This is a genomic window from Stieleria neptunia (genome assembly GCF_007754155.1).
Classification (GTDB): Bacteria; Planctomycetota; Planctomycetia; order Pirellulales; family Pirellulaceae; genus Stieleria; species Stieleria neptunia.
Window position 1 is genome coordinate 8644423 of sequence record NZ_CP037423.1, and the last position, 17930, is coordinate 8662352.

The window sequence follows — 17930 nt, forward strand, 5'->3', positions numbered from 1 at the left end:
GCGGATGGTCGCTGCCTACGACTGGTAGATTTCCGGGTTGAGCGACGGATCGTTGTACATTTTCATTTGACGATACGTCTTGTGCTGCTTCTTGCCGTCGAAGATGTCGACCAGTAATGCTTGCAGCGAATTGGAAAGATCCGTGTGCTGTTGTTGGCACAGATCGATTCGCGCGGCGACCATCGCACGGTGACTGGCATCGGCGTCGTCGCGATCGAGTTGCTCGCGGTAGTGATACAGCCGCAGCGACATGATCGACAAACGATCGATCGCGCTGCCGGCGGTCTCGGTGTTGATCGGCGCGCCGTCGGCGGGGCGGACATGCAAGGTGCCCAGCAGTTCGGTGATCGCATCATCCAGCTTTTCGATCATGTCGTTTCGCTGTTGATTCAGCGTGTCGATCGCCCGTTTCACCGCGGCGATTTTGACATCATCGGCGGTCGGGCTGCGGGCGATGTCCTCTTGGTGCCAAAGCCGATAGTTGTATTCGTGCTGCTTGCAAACCAGCTGCTTGAATCCGTCATACGGATTCTCGATCGGCCCCCGGTGCCAGGCGGCGACGGTGTCGATTTGCAGTTGGGTGATGTCCGAAACCGATGGCAGACGCGTTGCTGCGAGGGTGGATGCTGACATGGTGCGGGAGTCCGGCGGGAAGCCGAGGCGAACGAGGGAGCGAACGAGAGCGGTCCCATTGTGCGGATTCTCGCCGGTCATTGCGAGAGCAATCCGACGGCATCAAAAAAGCTCGGGTCCCCTGCTGTCAGGAAACCCGAGCCGTTGTCATCGCCAGATGGAGGAACCCCGTCAGGCAACGCTGTGAAGCATTTTTAGCGGCAGGGCGCGAGCCCTCCGGTGTTTTGGCAGAGATGAAGAACCGGAGGGCTCGCGCCCTGCCGCTAAAACCTCAACAAACACATGGAAAAAATGCTTCACAGCGTTGCCCGCCAGGTCCTGGGTGGATCAGGAGACTTCTTTTTCGTCGATCCAGGACATCATCTTTCGCAGCCCACGACCGATCTGCTCGACACCGTGGTCTCGTTCGCGTCGGCGGGTGGCTTTGAAGAATGCCGCGCCGCCACGGTTTTCCAGGATCCAGTTGCGGGCGAACGTGCCGTTTTGAATCTCTTCCAAAACGCGTTTCATCTCGGCCTTGGTTTCATCGGTGATGATGCGGGGGCCGGTGACGTAGTCGCCATATTCGGCCGTGTTACTGATGCTGTAACGCATGTAGCTGAGTCCGCCCTGGTACAGCAGGTCGACGATCAGCTTCAGCTCGTGCATGCACTCGAAGTACGCCATCTCGGGCTGATAACCGGCTTCGACGAGCGTTTCAAAACCGGCCTTGACCAGTTCGCTGACGCCGCCGCAGAGCACCACTTGCTCGCCGAACAGGTCGGTTTCGGTTTCTTCCATGAACGAGGTTTCGATCACACCGCCGCGGGTTCCGCCGATCCCCTTGGCATAGGCCAAACCGATCTGCTTGGTGGTTTCCGAAGCGTCGTCGCCCAACGCGATCAAGGCCGGGACGCCGCCGCCTTTTTCATACTCGCTGCGGACCAGGTGCCCGGGCCCCTTGGGTGCGACCAGCAGCGTGTCGATCCCTTGGGGAGGGGCGATTTGCCCGAAGTGGATGTTGAATCCGTGCGAACACATCAGCACGTTGCCCTTGGAAAGATTGGGCAGAATCGATTCGCGGTAGACATCGGCCTGCACTTCATCGGGCAGCAGAATGTTGATCACGTCCGCTTCTTTGGTGGCGTCGGCGATCGACTTGGGGTCAAAACCGTGGGAAACGGCCAAGTCATAGTTGGCCGAACCGGGGCGTTGGCCGATGATGACATTGACGCCGCTGTCACGCAGGTTTTGAGCCTGGGCGTGGCCTTGGGATCCGTAGCCGAGGATCGCGACCGTCTTGCCCTTGAGGTGCGAAAGATCGGCGTCGTTGTCGTAGTAGATGGTGGCTGCCATGGTGGAATGGTCTCGAGGTGATTGGAAAGGTGGTGTGTAAGGAGTTCCGAGGGAGAAATCAGCCGGCCGCCTTGGCGGCTTCGTCAGCGATCGAGACGTCCGAATCGCTTCGCACCATCGCGACGCGACCCGTTCGGACCAATTCGGTGATCCCGTAGGGGCGGACGCGTTCGATGAACGCCTGGACTTTGTTCTCTCGGCCACTGATCTCAATCATCAGCTCTTCCGGCCCGACATCGACGATGCGTCCGCGAAAGATATCGACCAGCTCACGAATCTCGGCCCGCTTGGGCCCCGAGGGGGCTTGGACCTTCAACAGCAAAAGATCCCGTTCGACGAAATCGCGACTGCTGACATCGATGACACGGACGACCGTGACAATCTTCTCCAACTGCTTGCGTACCTGCTCCAGCACTCGATCGTCACCGACGACGACAAAAGTCATGCGAGAGAGCGTCTTGTTTTCGGTTTCACCGACTGCGAGCGAGTCGATGTTGAAGCCACGCGAGGCAAGCATCCCAGAAATATGGGCGAGTACCCCGGGAACGTTCTGGACCAGAGCGGAGAGAACGTGTCGCTGAGTGGGGCTGGGCATCAGTCCGGTTTTGACCGTGAAGGGGAAAGAAAGTCCTGAAATTTGAGCCCGGTAGGATAATTTTGCGAGGTCAGACCAGCAAGGGCCTGATCTCCGGCCAGCTCCGTGCACCATGCACCCGGGCAGAGGGGAGCCGGTGTGCGAACAGACAGCAGTGTCCCGGTCGGGGTTCAGCCCGGACACCTCCGCGGCGTTGCACCCCGCTTTTTCCGGGCTCAAACTGCGACGAGCGGACCTAAAACCGACGCCGTCGCCCCGCCCCGATGGCGATTGACCGCAGCTCAAATCGCTTCGACGGCCTCCGCGACAACAGGGCGTTCGTCCGCCGATTCACACCGGGATCCGAACAGTTCCTAGAATCGGACGGAATCGTCACTGTTTTCGGGTTCTTCGTGGATTTTAGCGGCTAATCGCTCAGGACCCAGGTTTTTCGAGGCATTGCTGCGATGTCCGAATGGGGAGAGCGAGGACAAACGCTCGGTTCAAACGACCCTCCGCCGACACGGGCCGGCGGCTTGCGAAAGTGTTGACGACTTCCGCTACGATCAACTCCGCCACAGATACAATTGACGTCCCACGCCTTGGAACGCACTGCGGCTGTGGCCCCCGCCACACACGCTGCGACCGGAGGCGGAGCATCCGCCCCCCGTTCCCAGGCGAAGCCCTACGCCGTGAACGATTTCTTTTCTGTTTTTGACGAGGTTGTAGCGGCAGGGCGCAAGCGGGATGCCGGTTTGGTGAGTGAGCCGCGACGCGTAAGCGGCCGGGCATCCAGGCGCCCGCCCGAGGCCTGACGGCCAGCGGCTCACCATTGGCTCGACCAATCCCACTCGATCGACAGCCCGCGAACTCTCCGGCTTGCGCATTTTTGCCAACAGACCGGAGGGCTCGCGCCCTGCCGCTAACATATCGTTCACGACGTAGGGCGGAGCCCGGGAACGAGGCATGAATCATTCAGCCTTCCCCATCATTCTGCCCCGAATCATTCTGCCTTCCGTTAGCTGCCTTCCACGCGCTGCTTCCAGACGTCATTGCCGATCACTTCGCTGATGAACATCTGCTGGGCGACGAGAATCGATTGTTGCAGCTGTTCGGCGGTCGCCTTGCCGGCTTCGTTTTCCACCGTCAACGTACCGGTCGCGTCACGCAAAAACTCCACCTTGTAACCGCGATGAAAGGCTTGGCGGGCGGTCGTGTCACAACACATGTGGGTCATGTATCCGGCGATGCTGAGGGTGTCGACGCCGTTTTCTTTCAACCACGCGTCCAAGTTGGTTCCGGTAAACGATCCGGGCAACTGCTTGTCGATCAACACGTCACGGGGCCGCGATTGGACTTCGGGGTGCAATTGCCACATCTCGGAATCCTTGCGAAAAATCGGCGACTGGGGGTCGGCTTGGTGGTGGCGAATGACGACGGTGGGCACGCCCGCTTCGGCCGCTCGATCCATCACCTCCAAAATTCGCTCGAGGTGTCCGGCGGGATGAGAAATCGGCAGTGCTCCGTCGAAGTACTCGCGTTGAACATCGATCACCAATAACGCTCGCGACATGCTGTGGTCTCCTGACAGATCCCGGATGAAAGAAGTGAATAATGTAGGCGTTGCCTGCGTTCTCAGGGGACTTGATGACCAGGCCCGCGACTGAGTTCATCAAAAAAAAAACCTCGCCGTTGCCAACGGGCAACGGCGAGGCCATGAAACAGCCGGGAGAATCGGAATCGCGATCAATTGGCGACGGGTTCCGGCGGGGCCGGTGTCGGTGTCGGTGTCGGTGTCGCTGCCGGTGTCGGCAAAGCCTGGCCGGGTTGACGATAATAGTCCGCCGCATCGACGGCTGCATCGGTGCCGGGCTCGGCGACCGGTGCCGGCAGAACCGCTGCGTTGGTCGGTTGCAAGGCCATCGGCGCGGCGGCACATCCGCTATCGCAGCCCGCTCCGCCCCCGCAGGAACCCGCACACGAACCGGGGCAGCAGCCGCAGCGATCCTTCTTTTCCGCCGTCCAAGTGTATTTGCAGGCGGGGCACTTGTACGTCTCTGTCTTCAACACACAGACCTTGCGGACGCGGGCGCCGTTGTGCACGCAGGCGGTGCAGCCGAGCCCGTCGCAGGCGTCACACGACGCACAGGCGGCTTTCTTGGCCTTCTGCCAAGGAAAGACGACACGGGGAATGCAGATCGCTTTGGATTCGACCGTGAAGCACTTCTTCTCTTCTTCGACCTGTTCGGCGTCGAGTTTGCAAACATGGTCGCACACGGGGCAACACGCACAGCCGGTTTGATCGAGCAGCTTGCCGCCGATGGCCGACGCGGTGTGGCAATCGAGCAGGCAGATCGCCGCGGCCAGCAACAATCCGGCACGAATGATTTTTTGAATGGACATGACTTCTTCTTGCAGTGGAATGGTTGGTGAAAACACCCGTCGGGGCGTTGGACAATCGAACAGATCGTTAGAAGTCGATCATGTAGCGGAAACCGAGGATGCTGAAGTCGCCATCGATCCCGGCGGCAAGCGGCACGGCGGAACGTCCCTGCCCGGCATTTTCGATTTCACCCATCACCATGTTGGCTTGGATCTTGGAGTACGCGGTCCAGTACCAGTTCAGACCGGCCGTCAACGCATACCCTTGTCCGCCGCGAATATCGGAATCGGACAAATCCAAGTAGTCCGCACGCAGCCCCAAACCCAACGCTCCCCAGCCCCTGCCGGTGCCGCCGGTGCAGCGGTCGACGACGAAGAAGTTTTCGAAGGGTTTGACGCGATCGATCGTTCCCGAGCTTCGCTTGAGCGGAATGTGCTCTCCGGTCAGGAAGTAGTGTGCGAACAGGTAGCCGCCATGGAATGTCAGATCGCTGCCGTTGAACCCGCCCAACGCATCACGCTGCATCCAGGTGGTGAAGTACTCGCCGGTGATCTGCAGCGCGCCGATGTTCAACATCGACTCAAACGCGAGTTGTTGGTAGCCCTCGGCACCGAGGATCCGGCCGGTGTCCCACCATCGTGAATCGCTTCGCGCCAACGGTCGCGTTCGGAAACGACCTTCGTTGGCGTTTTGGTCATTGTCCAATTGGCCGTCGCCGTCGGTTTGGTTGACCGAACCGGCGATCCCCCAGTGCCAATAACCACGCCCGCCACTGATTTCGTCGTACCAGGGACTGCCCGACAGACGGCCATACAAACCGCATTCGTCAAAGTCACCGCGATAGCGTCCGTCTTGGCTGATGTTTTCGAGCAGAAACGCACCGTATCGCCAGTGGATCGATTCGTCATCGGTCAGGCCGTACATGCACACGCCCAACCGGCGGGCATCTTCGTTGAAGGTTTCAACCGCCAGGGGCCGTTCGGCAAAGACGTTGTGACGGCTACTGTTGAGGTGGTCCAAACCGATCGGTCGCTTTTGATTCCCGATCAACATCGTTTGGTTGTGCGGAAGCTCCTTGAATCCGAGATAGACATCCTTCATCTCCGCGGAGCTCGGATTGTTGAAGTCGATCTGGATTCGGTACAACATGTTGCCGGGCACATCCCCGGTCCACGTCAGACGAATCCGGCGGAAGTCCCAGCGGTCTTCCGGATCGTCCGTCGGGTCCCCCGTTTCCAACTGGTTGATCCCCGCATCGCTGTCGAGAAAGTTCCAGTTGTCCAGGTGAACCCGTCCGTTGAGCTTGTAGGCCGGTTTCTTCTTTTTGGCGTCGGCGTCGCTCTTCAGCTTGTCCTGGTACTTTTCCCATGAAGACTCCAGATCGCCGACGCGACCGAGCAGTTTCTCGTAGTCCTTCAAGGGAACCGTTTCGCCAGCAACGACCGCATCGGACGCAGAGGACTCGACCCCCGAATCAATCAGGCCGGGATCATCAACCGGGTTCAAGCGAGCGGTCTGATAGACCGGCGCTGTGTTGTCGGTCGGCATGCCAAAGAACGTGTCGTCGGCGTTGACCGCCGCCGTGCCGAAGCACGTCGCCAGCGCCAGCGCGAGCGAAAACCGCCGCGGGCGCGCACCATGAGTTTTTTTCATCGCTTCGTTGTCATCCGTGAACAGTAGCGACGAGTGTGATGTACCGATCCATCAGTACGTGATTAGCCACTCGCCCCAAGTTGATGGGAACGGGTCCCCGCTCCCAGTCCAGCCATCGTCGTGCGCCGCATGAAACGATTCGTCGGTGTACAAAGTTTTGGCACGGATGCGCCCCGTCCCGTCCGACGACGCGTTCGATCGTTCTTTGCCAATTAAATCGCAAGACCGTTAACATCGATACGCCTTGGCTCGATCCGCCCTCCCATTCCCGCGAATCGTTGCAGCTTCTCAGTCACCCGCCCGACCGTGAAGATCGCATGAAGGACGCGTGAAGAACCGGCGATCACGACGCGATCAACGCCAGGTAGCGAATCAACTGGTGCGGTGATTGAGAATCCGTGTTGTCCAGCGCGATCGTCAACAATTCGCCCGCCGCCTTCCGCCGCTGCGTTTCGCTGACTCCGGCGGCATCCAGCCGATGGATCATCTCCCCACAAACGGTTTGCGTGAACGCGGAGCGCGAGGTGGATCCGTTTTGGACTGCCCGCAACGCCCCGATCACGGCAGAGTCGTTGAGTGCGGCCTCGCGGCCGGCGACGCCGAGCACGGCTTCGATCAGCAGTTGGGGGACATCGACACCGTCCGACTGACCGCGACACGCATCGCCCGGGGCGGTCTGCGGGTCGCCGCCGCGACCGGCCAGATTGCGGCGGCGACGGCGGCGATCGGCGGCCTTGAGATTGGATCGTATCTTCGGTGATTTCGACATGGAATGGCACCGCCGGCGACGACAGAAAGAAGCTCAGGTTCCCCAGTATTAAATAGCAACGCGTCAAGGACGAGTGTAATCCGTCGGCGCGTCAGGAGAAAATTGCGTGTCGGTTTCGCGATCCCCCCCATAAGCGTTGCCGTTTCTGTCGGTTGTGCCGCGGAGGAGGAGCCGATCCCACGGCGGTGCCGGAGGATTTGAAACACACGGGCGGTTCAATGAGCTAGCTTCGAGAAGCTATTTCCGACAGACCGCTCCTGGGGCCCGCTTTTTCGCATGATCCATGTTCAACATCTGACCAAGACGTATGAGGATCTCCAGCGTGGCCGCTTCGTGGCCGTCGACGGCATCTCGTTTTCGGTACAGAAGGGCGAGATTTTTGGATTGCTGGGCCCCAACGGGGCGGGCAAAACCACGGTGCTGCGGATCCTGAGCACGGTGCTCGAACCCACCGAAGGCATCGCCACCGTGGCCGGTTATGACGTGGTTCGCGACTCGTCCGAAGTCCGTCGGCACATCGGGTTCGTCAGCAACAACACCGCCATTTACGACCGCATGACCGCCTGGGAAATGGTGGAGTATTTTGGACGACTTCATGGGATGAAGGCCGCGCGATTAAAAGGGCGTTTGGACGACCTGTTTGATCAATTGCGAATGAACGACTTTCGTGACGTCCCCGGCGGCAAGATGTCCACGGGGATGAAGCAAAAGGTTTCGATCGCACGCGCGATGATTCACGATCCGCCCGTCCTGGTGTTCGACGAAGCGACGTTGGGCCTGGATGTGCTGGTCGCCCGCAATTTGCTCGGCGTGATTCGGTCGCTGCGAGAAGCCGGCAAGTGCCTGATTTTCTCGACCCACATCATGAGCGAAGTGGAGCGGTTGTGCGATCGGATTGCGATCATGTATTGCGGCAAAATTCTCGACAGCGGCACCCTCGAAGAACTTCGAGACCGCCATCGCGAAGATGACTTTGAAGAGCTTTTCTTTGGGTTGCTCAGCCAACACGAACAAGAGATGCGCGTCGGCGGACGAATCAATCCTGCGTCGGCGGCCAACCAAGCGGTGGGAGAACAACTGGTATGAGCGATTCGTCTCGAGCGATTCGGCGACAAGCGGAACGGGCAGGCAAACCGCGCGCGGCCGCGGTCTGGCTGATCTACATGCGCGAGATGCGGGACCAATTGCGTGACCGCCGGACGCTGTTCACCATCGCGGTGCTGCCCATCATGCTGTACCCGCTGGTCGGCATGCTGCTGTTGCAGATCGCCCAATTCACGCGTCAAAACCCGACCTCGGTCTGCGTCGTCGGCACAGAGAACATCGAAGGCGCACCGCCCCTGTTCGAGGGCGAAACGTTTGCCCCGAACTTGATCGAGCAACCCGATTCGCTGGAACTGCTGACCTATCGCTGGGACGAACTCTCGGCCGATCGGCCGGTCCGTGAAAAAGCCGACGAGTGGGTCAAGACCGGCGCATTTGATTTGGTCGTGTTGATCCCGCCCGCCTTCAAAGACAACGAACTGATGGGCGACTTGGTCGGGGCAGAAACGAAGTCGACCTCGCAAGAGGAGACGCACGAATCGGACATCGAACTGTTGTTCAACGTGGGCAGCGACCAGTCCGTCGTCGCCAGACAACGCGTCGCCGGTGTGCTGGCGGCCTGGCGTGGCGAATGGATCAAAGAGCGTTTGTCGGGCGTCGGCATCGATGCCGAAATGTTACTGCCCTTTGAGTGGTCCGACACCGACATCGCGCCCGAACGGACGCGTGAAGCGGCGTTCTGGAGCAAGCTGCTGCCGTTCATCATGCTCGTCTGGGCGATGACCGGAGCGTTTTATCCCGCCGTCGACCTGGTCGCCGGAGAGAAGGAACGGGGAACACTCGAGACGCTGCTCTGCAGCCCCGCGCTGCGGAGCGAGATCGTCTGGGGGAAACTGGGCGCGGTCGCTTCGTTCAGCATGTTGACGGCCCTGCTCAACGCCGGCAGCATGCTGTTGACCAGCTCGCTGGTCTTCCAAAACATGGGTATCGGCGGTGCCGGCACCGCGTTGGGCGCGCCGCCCCTGGTGCCGATGCTCTGGTTGTTCGTCGCGCTGGTGCCGCTGTCCTGCCTGTTCAGCGCCTTGGCGCTGGCGGTCGCGGCGATGGCGCAGAGCAGCAAAGAAGGCCAGTACTACTTGATGCCGTTGATGATGGTGACGCTACCGTTGGTGATGCTGCCGATGCTGCCCGGCACGACGCTGAATATCGGCACCAGTCTGATTCCCGTTTCCGGAATGTTCTTGTTGGTCCGCGCCTTGGTCGAAGGCCAATATGGGACCGCATTGTTTTATGTTCCGATGGTGGCGACGGTCACCGGTAGCTGTCTGTGGCTGGCCGCCCGCTGGGCCCGACGCCAATTCGAAGACGAAGCGGTGCTGTTCGGCGGCGGCGAGCAATGGGAACTCGGGATGTGGGTGCGTCACTTGTGGCGAGATCGACAAATCGCGGCCACACCCGCGCAAGCCTATGCCTGTGGGGCGATCGTGCTGGTCACCCTGTTCTTTGCCCGGCTGACGATTTCGGAAATGCCGCAGGACTTTGCCGGCATCGCGAAACTGGTGATGATGCCACAGGTTCTGATCGTGTTCCCGGCGTTGATCATGGCGACGATGCTGACGACCTCGGTCCGCCAGAGTTTGCGACTACGCATGCCGCACTGGACCACGCTGCCGCTGGCGGTCTTGTTCGGGGTCACATTGCACCCGAGCTATGTGATGCTGTCCAAGATGATCAACCACGTCTATCCGGTCAGCGAACAGGCGGCCGCGGCGATGAAACCCTTCGCCGAACAGATCGCATCGGCTCCCTGGGCGGCCGTCGTGCTGCTGATGGCGTTGGTGCCGGCGGTTTGCGAAGAACTCGCGTTTCGAGGATTCATCTTCGGCGGACTGGTTCGCGAAAAAGGCAAACTCCGCGCGGTCGTGTTGACCGCCGTCATGTTCGGAATCTCACACGGCGTTCTGCAACAATCGATCGCCGCATCCGTGATGGGCGTCGCGCTCGGCTGGATCACGCTGCGAACCGGAAGCATCCTGCCCTGCATCCTGATTCACTTTACCAACAATGCGTTGTCGGTTTCACTTGGGCGGATCACCGACAGCGGCTGGTCGGGCGCGTCGGTCTTTCTGACGCAGACCGAACTGGGCCCAACGTATCAACCGTTTTGGACGCTGATCAGCATGGGAATCGCAGTGACCTGTCTGCTGTACTTCGGAACGGTTTCGCCGGCGACCGATGAAAGCGAATCGGAATGCGTCGGTTCGCACCACGACTATGTCGATCCGACGGCAACACTCGCCTCGGCCTAGCGTCAATCCGTTTGGGTCCAATAACGAAACGCCCGCATCGTCTGGCGGGCCGCTTCGTGGGGATCCGGCCACGGGAACGCTTCGGCGCACAAGTAGCCTTGGTAGTCGATCGCCCGCAGCGCTTCGATGATGCGTCCGTACTGCATGTGACCACAACCGACCGGGCGGCGATTGCTGTCGACGAAATGAATGTGGCCGACCAGGTCACCGCCGTGGGTCAAGGCGTCGGCGATGTCGGTTTCTTCGATGCCCATGTGAAACAGGTCGCACAGCAATCGCACGTTGGACGTCGACAGCGATTGCAGCAGTTCCACGCCCTGGGCGACGGTGCAGCACTGATTGGTCTCGTAACGATTCAGCGGCTCATAGATCAGCGGCACGTTGTACTGGCTGGCATGCTGCCCGCCGTCTTCGAGCGCCTCGGCCAGGTAACCCAGAGCGGTTTTCGAATCGACTTCGGCGTCGCTGCGGCCCTGCATCGAACCGATGATCGCCATCGCCCCGAATCCGCCGGCCGCATCGATGATCGTGCGAACGAAGGCGCGGGCGTCGGACCGTTTTTTCGCATCGGCATCGGCAAGCTGCAGCCGATGTTTGACCCAACCGGCACCGGTACCGAGTGCGGCCAGTCGAACGCCCGCACCGTCGAGCAGATTGCCGAGCGAATCCAAGTTCAGCGATTCCACCGACGGGGCAAAGATCTCGACCGCGTCGTAACCGAGTTCACCGGCAAACGCGATCGATTTTTCGAGGCCGTCCCAGAGGACGAACGGACCACCGCGAGCTTCTTCGACGAGTGAGATGGTGATGCAGGATTTCATGTGATAGGGGGGGTAGGGGAATTGGGAGAGACAAGGAGACAAGGAGACAAGGAGACTGAGAGCGGACTCAGGACTTGAAACTTGGAACTTGAAACTTGAAACTTGAAACCTCACTTGTCGTTGTTTTCGGGGCGGCCCTCGACGTAGACCCAATTGTGAATCGGCTTGAGGATCTCTTTGACTTCGGCGACCAGGGTTTCATCGAGGGGTTCGTCGAGCCAATCGCACCAGCCGGCGACGCGATCGGGATTGGCCGATCCGACGACGCAGCTGGCGAACGATTCATTGGCCGCTGAATACTGCAGCGCCAACTTGGCGATGTCCGATCCCCGCTCGCGGCAGTGGGCGGCGGCAGCCTTGGCGACCTCGCGGACCTGGTCGGTCGCTTTGTGCCACGACGGCAAGGGGGCGTCGGTCAGCAGCCGCGCCGAGAACGGGGCCGCGTTGATCAGCCCGACGCCGGCCTCGCGACAGGGCTCCACCAAGCTGAGTGCCATGTCGTTCTGCAGCGTGTAGTGGTTGTAGCTCAAAATGACGTCCATCTCGCTACGCCGGATCATCTCATGAAAAATCTTCATCGGGTATCCGCTGACGCCGACGAATCGAACCTTGCCCTTTTCTCTCTGTTTGATCAGCGCAGGGATGGTCTCGTTGACGATCTGGTCCAGGTCCACGAATTCGATGTCGTGACAGAACACCATGTCGAGATGGTCCAGCTGCATCCGCTCGAGCGAAATGTCGATACTTTCGGCGACACGGCGGGCCGAAAAGTCAAAGTGTTTGGGAGCGAAGCGGCCCAGTTTGGTGCTGAGATAAAACGAATCGCGGGGCAGTTGCGGCAGCACACGTCCGAGCATGATTTCGCTCATCCCGCGTCCATAATAGGCCGCGGTGTCGATGTAGTTCATGCCACGATCCAGCGCAACGTTCACACATCGCAGCGCCTCGGACACGTCGATCGGGCGGAACTCGGCTCCGATGGACGAGGCTCCGAATCCCAGGACGGACAATTCCAATCCGGTGTTTCCAAGTGGGCGTTTTTGCATCCTGATGGTCTCCTATTTGGTGCTTTCGCGTGAGCGATGAACCTACCACACAATAGGCACCGCTGGACACCACCGCCAACTTGGTGTCGATGCCTGCCCCGGGACGCGGCAGGACGTTTCGGACACCGATTGTGGATGATCGGCCTTCGCGTCGACCGCGCCGGCAAATGCCATCAATGGGTCAGAACCGTCGCAGCCCTTGCGATCGGATTGATGAAAACGGCCAAACCCCGACGAAGCGATTGATAGGATTCGCTGGCCACGGCTAGCAAACCAAGAGTTCCGCAGATTCATTCTTTCGTCAGGCGGAGTGCCATGAGTTCCAACGTTTCCTCGATCAATCATCCATCGTCCCGCCCGGGGATCCCGATCCCGGCGGTCAACGCCCCCTTGGTCCTCGACTCGCAAGTTCGCGTCGAACGCCGCCAGGATGTCCCTCCGGGCAAGATCATGATCGTGGATGACGAGATCGCCAACGTGATGATCGCCAAGAAAATCCTGTCCCAGGCCGGGCACAGCGATTTCGAAACCACCACCGACTCGACGGTCGCGATGAATTTGATTCACACGCGCGAGCCCGATGTCGTCTTGCTGGACATCAACATGCCGCACGTCGACGGGATTTCGATCTTGTCGCAGATCCGCAGTGTCGAAAAATTCAAACGCCTGCCCGTGTTGATCTTGACCGCGAACACTCACAGTGAAGTCAAATTGCGCTGCCTGGAACTCGGCGCGACGGACTTTTTGATCAAGCCGATCGACCCGATGGAACTTGCACCGCGGGTTCGCAACGCGCTGCAAAGCAAGATGTACCATGACCAGCTGTTTTACCACGCCGCAGAACTGGAAAAGATCGTGTTGCGACGCACGAAGGAACTGGAAAAATCGCGTCGTGAAGTGATCTACTCTCTGGCCCGTGCCGCGGAACTGCGCGACAACGACACCGGCAACCACGTCATCCGCGTGGGTCGCTACGCCGGCGTGATCGCCCGAAACCTGGGTCTGCCGGAACGCTTCGTCGACGACCTCGAACTGGCCGCCCAACTTCATGACGTCGGCAAAATCGCGATCCCCGACGCCATCTTGCTCAAGCCCGGCAAACTGGAACCGGAGGAGTACGAAATCATCAAAGGGCACGTCAAACACGGGCGTCAGATCATCAAGCCCTTCGCCGCCCACGACGCCGCGACGATGCGCAGCCACGTGCAAACCGGCTCCGAAATCCTCTCCGATGGGACCTCGCTGATGCGTTTGGCGGCCAGCATCGCACAAACCCATCACGAGAAGGTGGACGGAACGGGTTACCCGATCGGACTGGCCGGTGATGACATCCCGATCGAAGGCCGGATCACCGCGGTGGCAGACGTCTTTGACGCCCTGTCTTCCGAACGGCCCTACAAGAAAGCGATGCCGCGTGAAAAATGCTTCTCGATTCTTGAGGAAGGCCGCGGAACCCACTTCGATTCCGACGTGCTGGACGCGTTTTTCGCCGGCGCGGCCGATATCGTTCGCATCCAGGTCGAATTCGCCGACTACGCCTGACCGCAGGTGCGGCACTCCGCCTGAGGGACCGTCCCGCATAGAAACGACACCAAACGCGACGAACGACCAACGATCGCGTCGATTGGGTGTGATGCGGTCAGCGGTCGTTGGACGACGTCCTTTCCAGGTCGTCGGGGCGAGCCCTACCGACGACGGCCCGGAAGGGCCGTCGTACCCGGGAAAGGTGAACCCTACCGAAGACGGCCCGGAAGGGCCATCGTACCCGGGAAAGGTGAACCCTACCGAAGACGGCCCGGAAGGGCCATCGTACCCGGGAAAGGCGAGCCCTACCGACGACGGCCCGGAAGGGCCGTCGTACCCGGGAAAGAAGGGTTCTCCGGATGACGGTCCGGAAGCGGCATTGTCTGCGCGCAAGGCGTTGCCTGAAGCGGGACGGCCCCGTGAGATCGGTTATCGATTCCGTGAGATCTGTTCCCAATTCAGGCGTGTCGGCGGCGCGCCCGTCGTGTTCCATGTTATTCTCTTGGACTTCGTTCCAAGCTGTTGCATTCTCGCCCGCGTAGAATCACAGCGGATGGAATCACAGCAGTGGACACGTTTAGAGAACATCAGCAGCGATGACAAGTGCGCAGTGTCGTTGGGGAATCCTCAGCTCGGCGAATATCGCGAGGAAGAACTGGAAAGCGATCGGATTGAGCGGCAACGGAATCGTCCGCGGCGTTTCCAGCCGATCGGCCGACAGGGCCCGTCAATTCATCGACGATTGTCAGCGTGAAGCCCCCTTCGAGGTCGTCCCCGAGGCGTTTGATGGCCACGAGGCTTTGTTGGCCTGTGCCGACATCGACGCCGTCTACGTCCCCATGCCGACCGGCAGCCGAAAGGAATGGGTGATCGCGGCCGCGGAAGCCAAGAAACACGTGCTGATCGAAAAACCGGTCGCCGTCAACGCCGCCGACGCTGAAGCGATGCGCGACGCCTGTGACGCCAACGGCGTTCAATTGATGGACGGGGTGATGTTCGACCACGGCAAACGGATCCACGCCGTCAGCGAACGAGTTCGATCGGCGGCGTTGGGCCAACTCCGACGCATTCAAACCCACTTTTCCTTCACCGGCGATTCGGAATTCCAATCCGCCAACATTCGCACCGACAGCGTCCTGGAACCTCACGGGTGTCTGGGAGACCTGGGCTGGTACTGCATTCGGTTCATCCTCTGGGCGAGCGGCTTTCGCGATCCCCTGGAAGTCTCCGGACGCACCCTGACCCCGCTCTCACGCGACGGATCCGACGATTGGGTGCCGGGCGAATTTGCCGGCGAACTGGTTTTCGACGGCGGACTGACGGCGGGTTTCTTTTGCTCGTTCTGCACCGCCAACCAGCAACTCGCGACCCTCTCGGGTGATTCCGGATACCTGACGATCGACGACTTCGTGTTGCCGCTCTACGACTCCAAGACCGAGTACCAGATCCATCGACACGAATTGCAGATCGACAACTGCCAATGGAATTTCCGTCGCCGCAGCGAAACGTTTCAGTGCGATGAATACCACAGCGGTGAATCCAACGCGCAAGAAGTCGAGATGATGCGGACGTTCAATCAGATCGCCATTTCCGGCACGCTCGATCGCGGCCTGGCTGACCGCGCGGTGCAAACCCAACGGATTCTCGACGCGTGTCGGCGGAGCGATTCGATGGGCGGACAACGGATCCCGCTCCGCGAGCCCAGCTGACCCGCAAGACGCCCTCTCCATGACGATTGCAACCTTTCTGTTTTTTACCGCACTGGTCGCGGTGGCGACCTGGTGGGTCACCCGCGGCGGTGGCGAATCGACCGACGAAAGTTACTTTTTGGCTGGCCGATCGCTGACCGGTGTTTTCATCGCCGGTTCGCTGTTGCTGACGAATCTATCGACCGAACAGCTGATCGGGCTCAACGCGGCCGCCTTCACCGAGGGACTCTCCGTGATGGCCTGGGAGGTGGTGGCGGGGATCTCACTGGTCGCCCTGGCGCTCGTGTTTCTGCCCCGCTATTTGAAATCCGGAATCGCAACGATCCCACAGTTCTTCGAAGCGCGCTACGGCGGTGGCGTGCGAACGTTGACGACCTTCCTGTTCGTCATCGCCTACATGCTGATCCTGTTGCCCTTCGTGCTCTACCTGGGCGCGAACGGATTGTCGGGGATGTTGGAATTGGAATCGCGTTTGAACCTGACGCAGCTCCAAACGATTTGGATGGTGATCATCTTCATCGCGGCGGTCGGCGGTGCCTATGCGATTTGGGGCGGCTTGAAAGCGGTCGCGGTCTCGGACACGTTCAACGGGGCGGGGTTGCTGATCGGCGGATTGATGATCACCTATTTCACACTCGCCAGAATCGCCGGGGAGGACGGCAGTTTGCTGTCGGCGTTTTCGCTGATCGCCGACCGTGACCCGGACGCCTTCCGATCGCTGGGAACGGCCGACGAAGACGTTTCCTGGCCGACACTTTTTACGGGCGTCTTGCTGCTGAACTTTTTCTATTGGTCGACCAACCAACAGATCATCCAGCGGACGTTCGGCGCCAAAAACCTGGCCGAGGGCCAAAAGGGCGTCCTGTTGGCGGCGTTCTTCAAAATCCTGGCACCGCTGATCTTGGTGTTGCCGGGGATCGCGGCGGCGTACTTGGTCGCGACGAATCCCGAGTTCGCCGAACGCGTTGACGCGACGAGCGACGGGGCGGCCAATCGGGCCTACGGCACGTTGGTGGTCTCGGTCTTGCCCGAGTCGTTGGTGGGATTTTTTGCCGCCGTGGTCGTCGGTTCGATCTTGTCGACGTTCAATTCCGTGCTCAACAGCAGCGCGACCTTGTTTTCGCTGGACATTTACAAAAAATTCATTCGTCCCCAGGCCTCGACACACCGGGTCGTGCTCTCCGGCCAGCTCTGCAGCTTTGTCGTCGCCGTGTTTGCCGTGATCGCCGCCCCCACGTTTTTCCACGGCCGTGAAGGGGTGTTTGGGTTCTTTCAAAAACTCAACGGAATCTACTTCATCCCGATCCTGGCGATCATGTTGGTCGGCCTGACCAACCGCACCGTCGACGGGATGTCCGCGATGATCACGCTGATCGTCGGCTTGACGGCGATGTCGATCGGCACGTTCTTGAGTGGCCAGAGCGAAACGGAAACGGGCTGGGTGATCGGAACGTTTGGCTCGGGGTATCACTTCATGGGCGTCGTCTTCTTGGGGCTGGTCGTGTTGCAGTTGGTCCTCGGCGCGGTGGGGTTCCGTCGCAGCACACCCTACGTCCAACAAGACGTGGGGGCGGTCGACCTGACTCCCTGGAAAGCCGCTCCCTACGTCGGCGGCGGGCTGATCCTGCTGGCCGTTTCGCTCTATGTGGTCTTTGCGATCTGATCGCAGGCGGGCGATCGCGGCGGGCGACGGACCTGAGCGACGACCAAGGGGTTTCGTCGCGCTCTCCCCTGGGCATCGGTGCGAAGCATGTTTTAGCGGTAGGACGCGAGCGGGCTGTCGATTGAGTCGGGATCTGCTGAGTCAATGGTGAGCCGCTGGCCGTAAGGCCTCGGGCAGCGTCGCAGTGCCCGGCCGCTGACGCGGCGCGCGGCTCACAAAAACGACAGCCCGCGAGCCCTCCGGTAGGTTGGCAGCGATGAGGAACCGGAGGGCTGGCGCCCTGCCGCTAACTCCACGTAAAACACAGAAAAGAGATGCTTCACAGCGCTCCCCCTGGGCATCGGAACCTGCACGTCTCTTGCATGTCAGAGGTTCCTGGGGCGGCGCAACCATCGCAAAGGCTCGGTTTGCTTGCCCCGGGCGATGGAGCTGCATGCCCTTGGGGCCAAAAGCGACTTGCCCACACG

14 protein-coding genes are annotated in these 17930 nt (G+C 60.3%); 5 read left to right on the forward strand and 9 right to left on the reverse strand.

Annotation, left to right across the window (positions count from 1 at the left end):
- Window positions 1–15 precede the first annotated feature (15 nt).
- The 7 genes from Enr13x_RS30110 to Enr13x_RS30140 form a co-directional block, all read right to left on the reverse strand.
- Window positions 16–633, reverse strand: coding sequence for a DUF4254 domain-containing protein (locus Enr13x_RS30110; RefSeq protein ID WP_145390557.1), 618 nt, complete (start codon window positions 631–633; stop codon window positions 16–18).
- Between the two features lie 327 nt (window positions 634–960).
- Window positions 961–1968 (reverse strand): ketol-acid reductoisomerase, encoded by a 1008-nt coding sequence (gene ilvC, locus Enr13x_RS30115; RefSeq protein WP_145390559.1) that lies wholly within the window; start codon window positions 1966–1968, stop codon window positions 961–963.
- A 58-nt stretch (window positions 1969–2026) separates the two neighbouring features.
- Window positions 2027–2563 (reverse strand): acetolactate synthase small subunit, encoded by a 537-nt coding sequence (gene ilvN / locus Enr13x_RS30120; protein ID WP_095741268.1) that lies wholly within the window; start codon window positions 2561–2563, stop codon window positions 2027–2029.
- Window positions 2564–3560: 997 nt separating this feature from the next.
- Window positions 3561–4115: a cysteine hydrolase family protein gene (locus Enr13x_RS30125; protein ID WP_145390561.1), complete on the reverse strand. Its 555-nt coding sequence runs from the start codon at window positions 4113–4115 to the stop codon at window positions 3561–3563.
- Window positions 4116–4288: 173 nt separating this feature from the next.
- Window positions 4289–4945 (reverse strand): hypothetical protein, encoded by a 657-nt coding sequence (locus tag Enr13x_RS30130; protein WP_145390563.1) that lies wholly within the window; start codon window positions 4943–4945, stop codon window positions 4289–4291.
- Between the two features lie 67 nt (window positions 4946–5012).
- Window positions 5013–6578 (reverse strand): OprO/OprP family phosphate-selective porin, encoded by a 1566-nt coding sequence (locus Enr13x_RS30135; RefSeq protein WP_145390564.1) that lies wholly within the window; start codon window positions 6576–6578, stop codon window positions 5013–5015.
- A gap of 343 nt (window positions 6579–6921) precedes the next feature.
- Entirely contained in the window at window positions 6922–7347 is a 426-nt protein-coding gene (locus Enr13x_RS30140) for a hypothetical protein (protein ID WP_145390566.1), read from the reverse strand.
- A 276-nt stretch (window positions 7348–7623) separates the two neighbouring features.
- Between Enr13x_RS30140 and Enr13x_RS30145 the strand changes: the two genes are divergently transcribed.
- The gene (locus Enr13x_RS30145; protein WP_145390568.1) at window positions 7624–8433 is read left to right on the forward strand and encodes an ATP-binding cassette domain-containing protein; all 810 of its coding nucleotides are present in this window, start codon (window positions 7624–7626) and stop codon (window positions 8431–8433) included.
- The gene (locus tag Enr13x_RS30150) at window positions 8430–10700 is read left to right on the forward strand and encodes an ABC transporter permease subunit/CPBP intramembrane protease (protein WP_145390570.1); all 2271 of its coding nucleotides are present in this window, start codon (window positions 8430–8432) and stop codon (window positions 10698–10700) included. The genes Enr13x_RS30145 and Enr13x_RS30150 overlap by 4 nt, the downstream gene beginning before the upstream one ends.
- A gap of 2 nt (window positions 10701–10702) precedes the next feature.
- On the opposite strand, the gene Enr13x_RS30155 is transcribed toward Enr13x_RS30150, so the two are convergent.
- Window positions 10703–11521: a sugar phosphate isomerase/epimerase family protein gene (locus tag Enr13x_RS30155; RefSeq protein ID WP_145390572.1), complete on the reverse strand. Its 819-nt coding sequence runs from the start codon at window positions 11519–11521 to the stop codon at window positions 10703–10705.
- A gap of 110 nt (window positions 11522–11631) precedes the next feature.
- On the reverse strand, window positions 11632–12567 hold the full coding sequence (locus Enr13x_RS30160; RefSeq protein ID WP_145390573.1) for an aldo/keto reductase: 936 nt from the start codon (window positions 12565–12567) through the stop codon (window positions 11632–11634).
- A 315-nt stretch (window positions 12568–12882) separates the two neighbouring features.
- On the opposite strand from Enr13x_RS30160, the gene Enr13x_RS30165 reads away from it, so the two are divergent.
- The 3 genes from Enr13x_RS30165 to Enr13x_RS30175 all read left to right on the forward strand — a co-directional run bounded on the left by Enr13x_RS30165 (window position 12883) and on the right by Enr13x_RS30175 (window position 17463).
- A complete protein-coding gene (locus Enr13x_RS30165) occupies window positions 12883–14109 on the forward strand; it encodes an HD-GYP domain-containing protein (RefSeq protein WP_145390575.1) in 1227 nt (408 codons plus the stop codon).
- Between the two features lie 578 nt (window positions 14110–14687).
- Window positions 14688–15800 carry a Gfo/Idh/MocA family protein gene (locus tag Enr13x_RS30170; RefSeq protein ID WP_145390577.1) on the forward strand — a complete coding sequence of 371 codons (1113 nt, stop codon included), beginning with the start codon at window positions 14688–14690 and terminating at the stop codon, window positions 15798–15800.
- A gap of 19 nt (window positions 15801–15819) precedes the next feature.
- Window positions 15820–17463, forward strand: coding sequence for a solute:sodium symporter family transporter (locus Enr13x_RS30175; protein WP_145390579.1), 1644 nt, complete (start codon window positions 15820–15822; stop codon window positions 17461–17463).
- Window positions 17464–17930 lie beyond the last annotated feature (467 nt).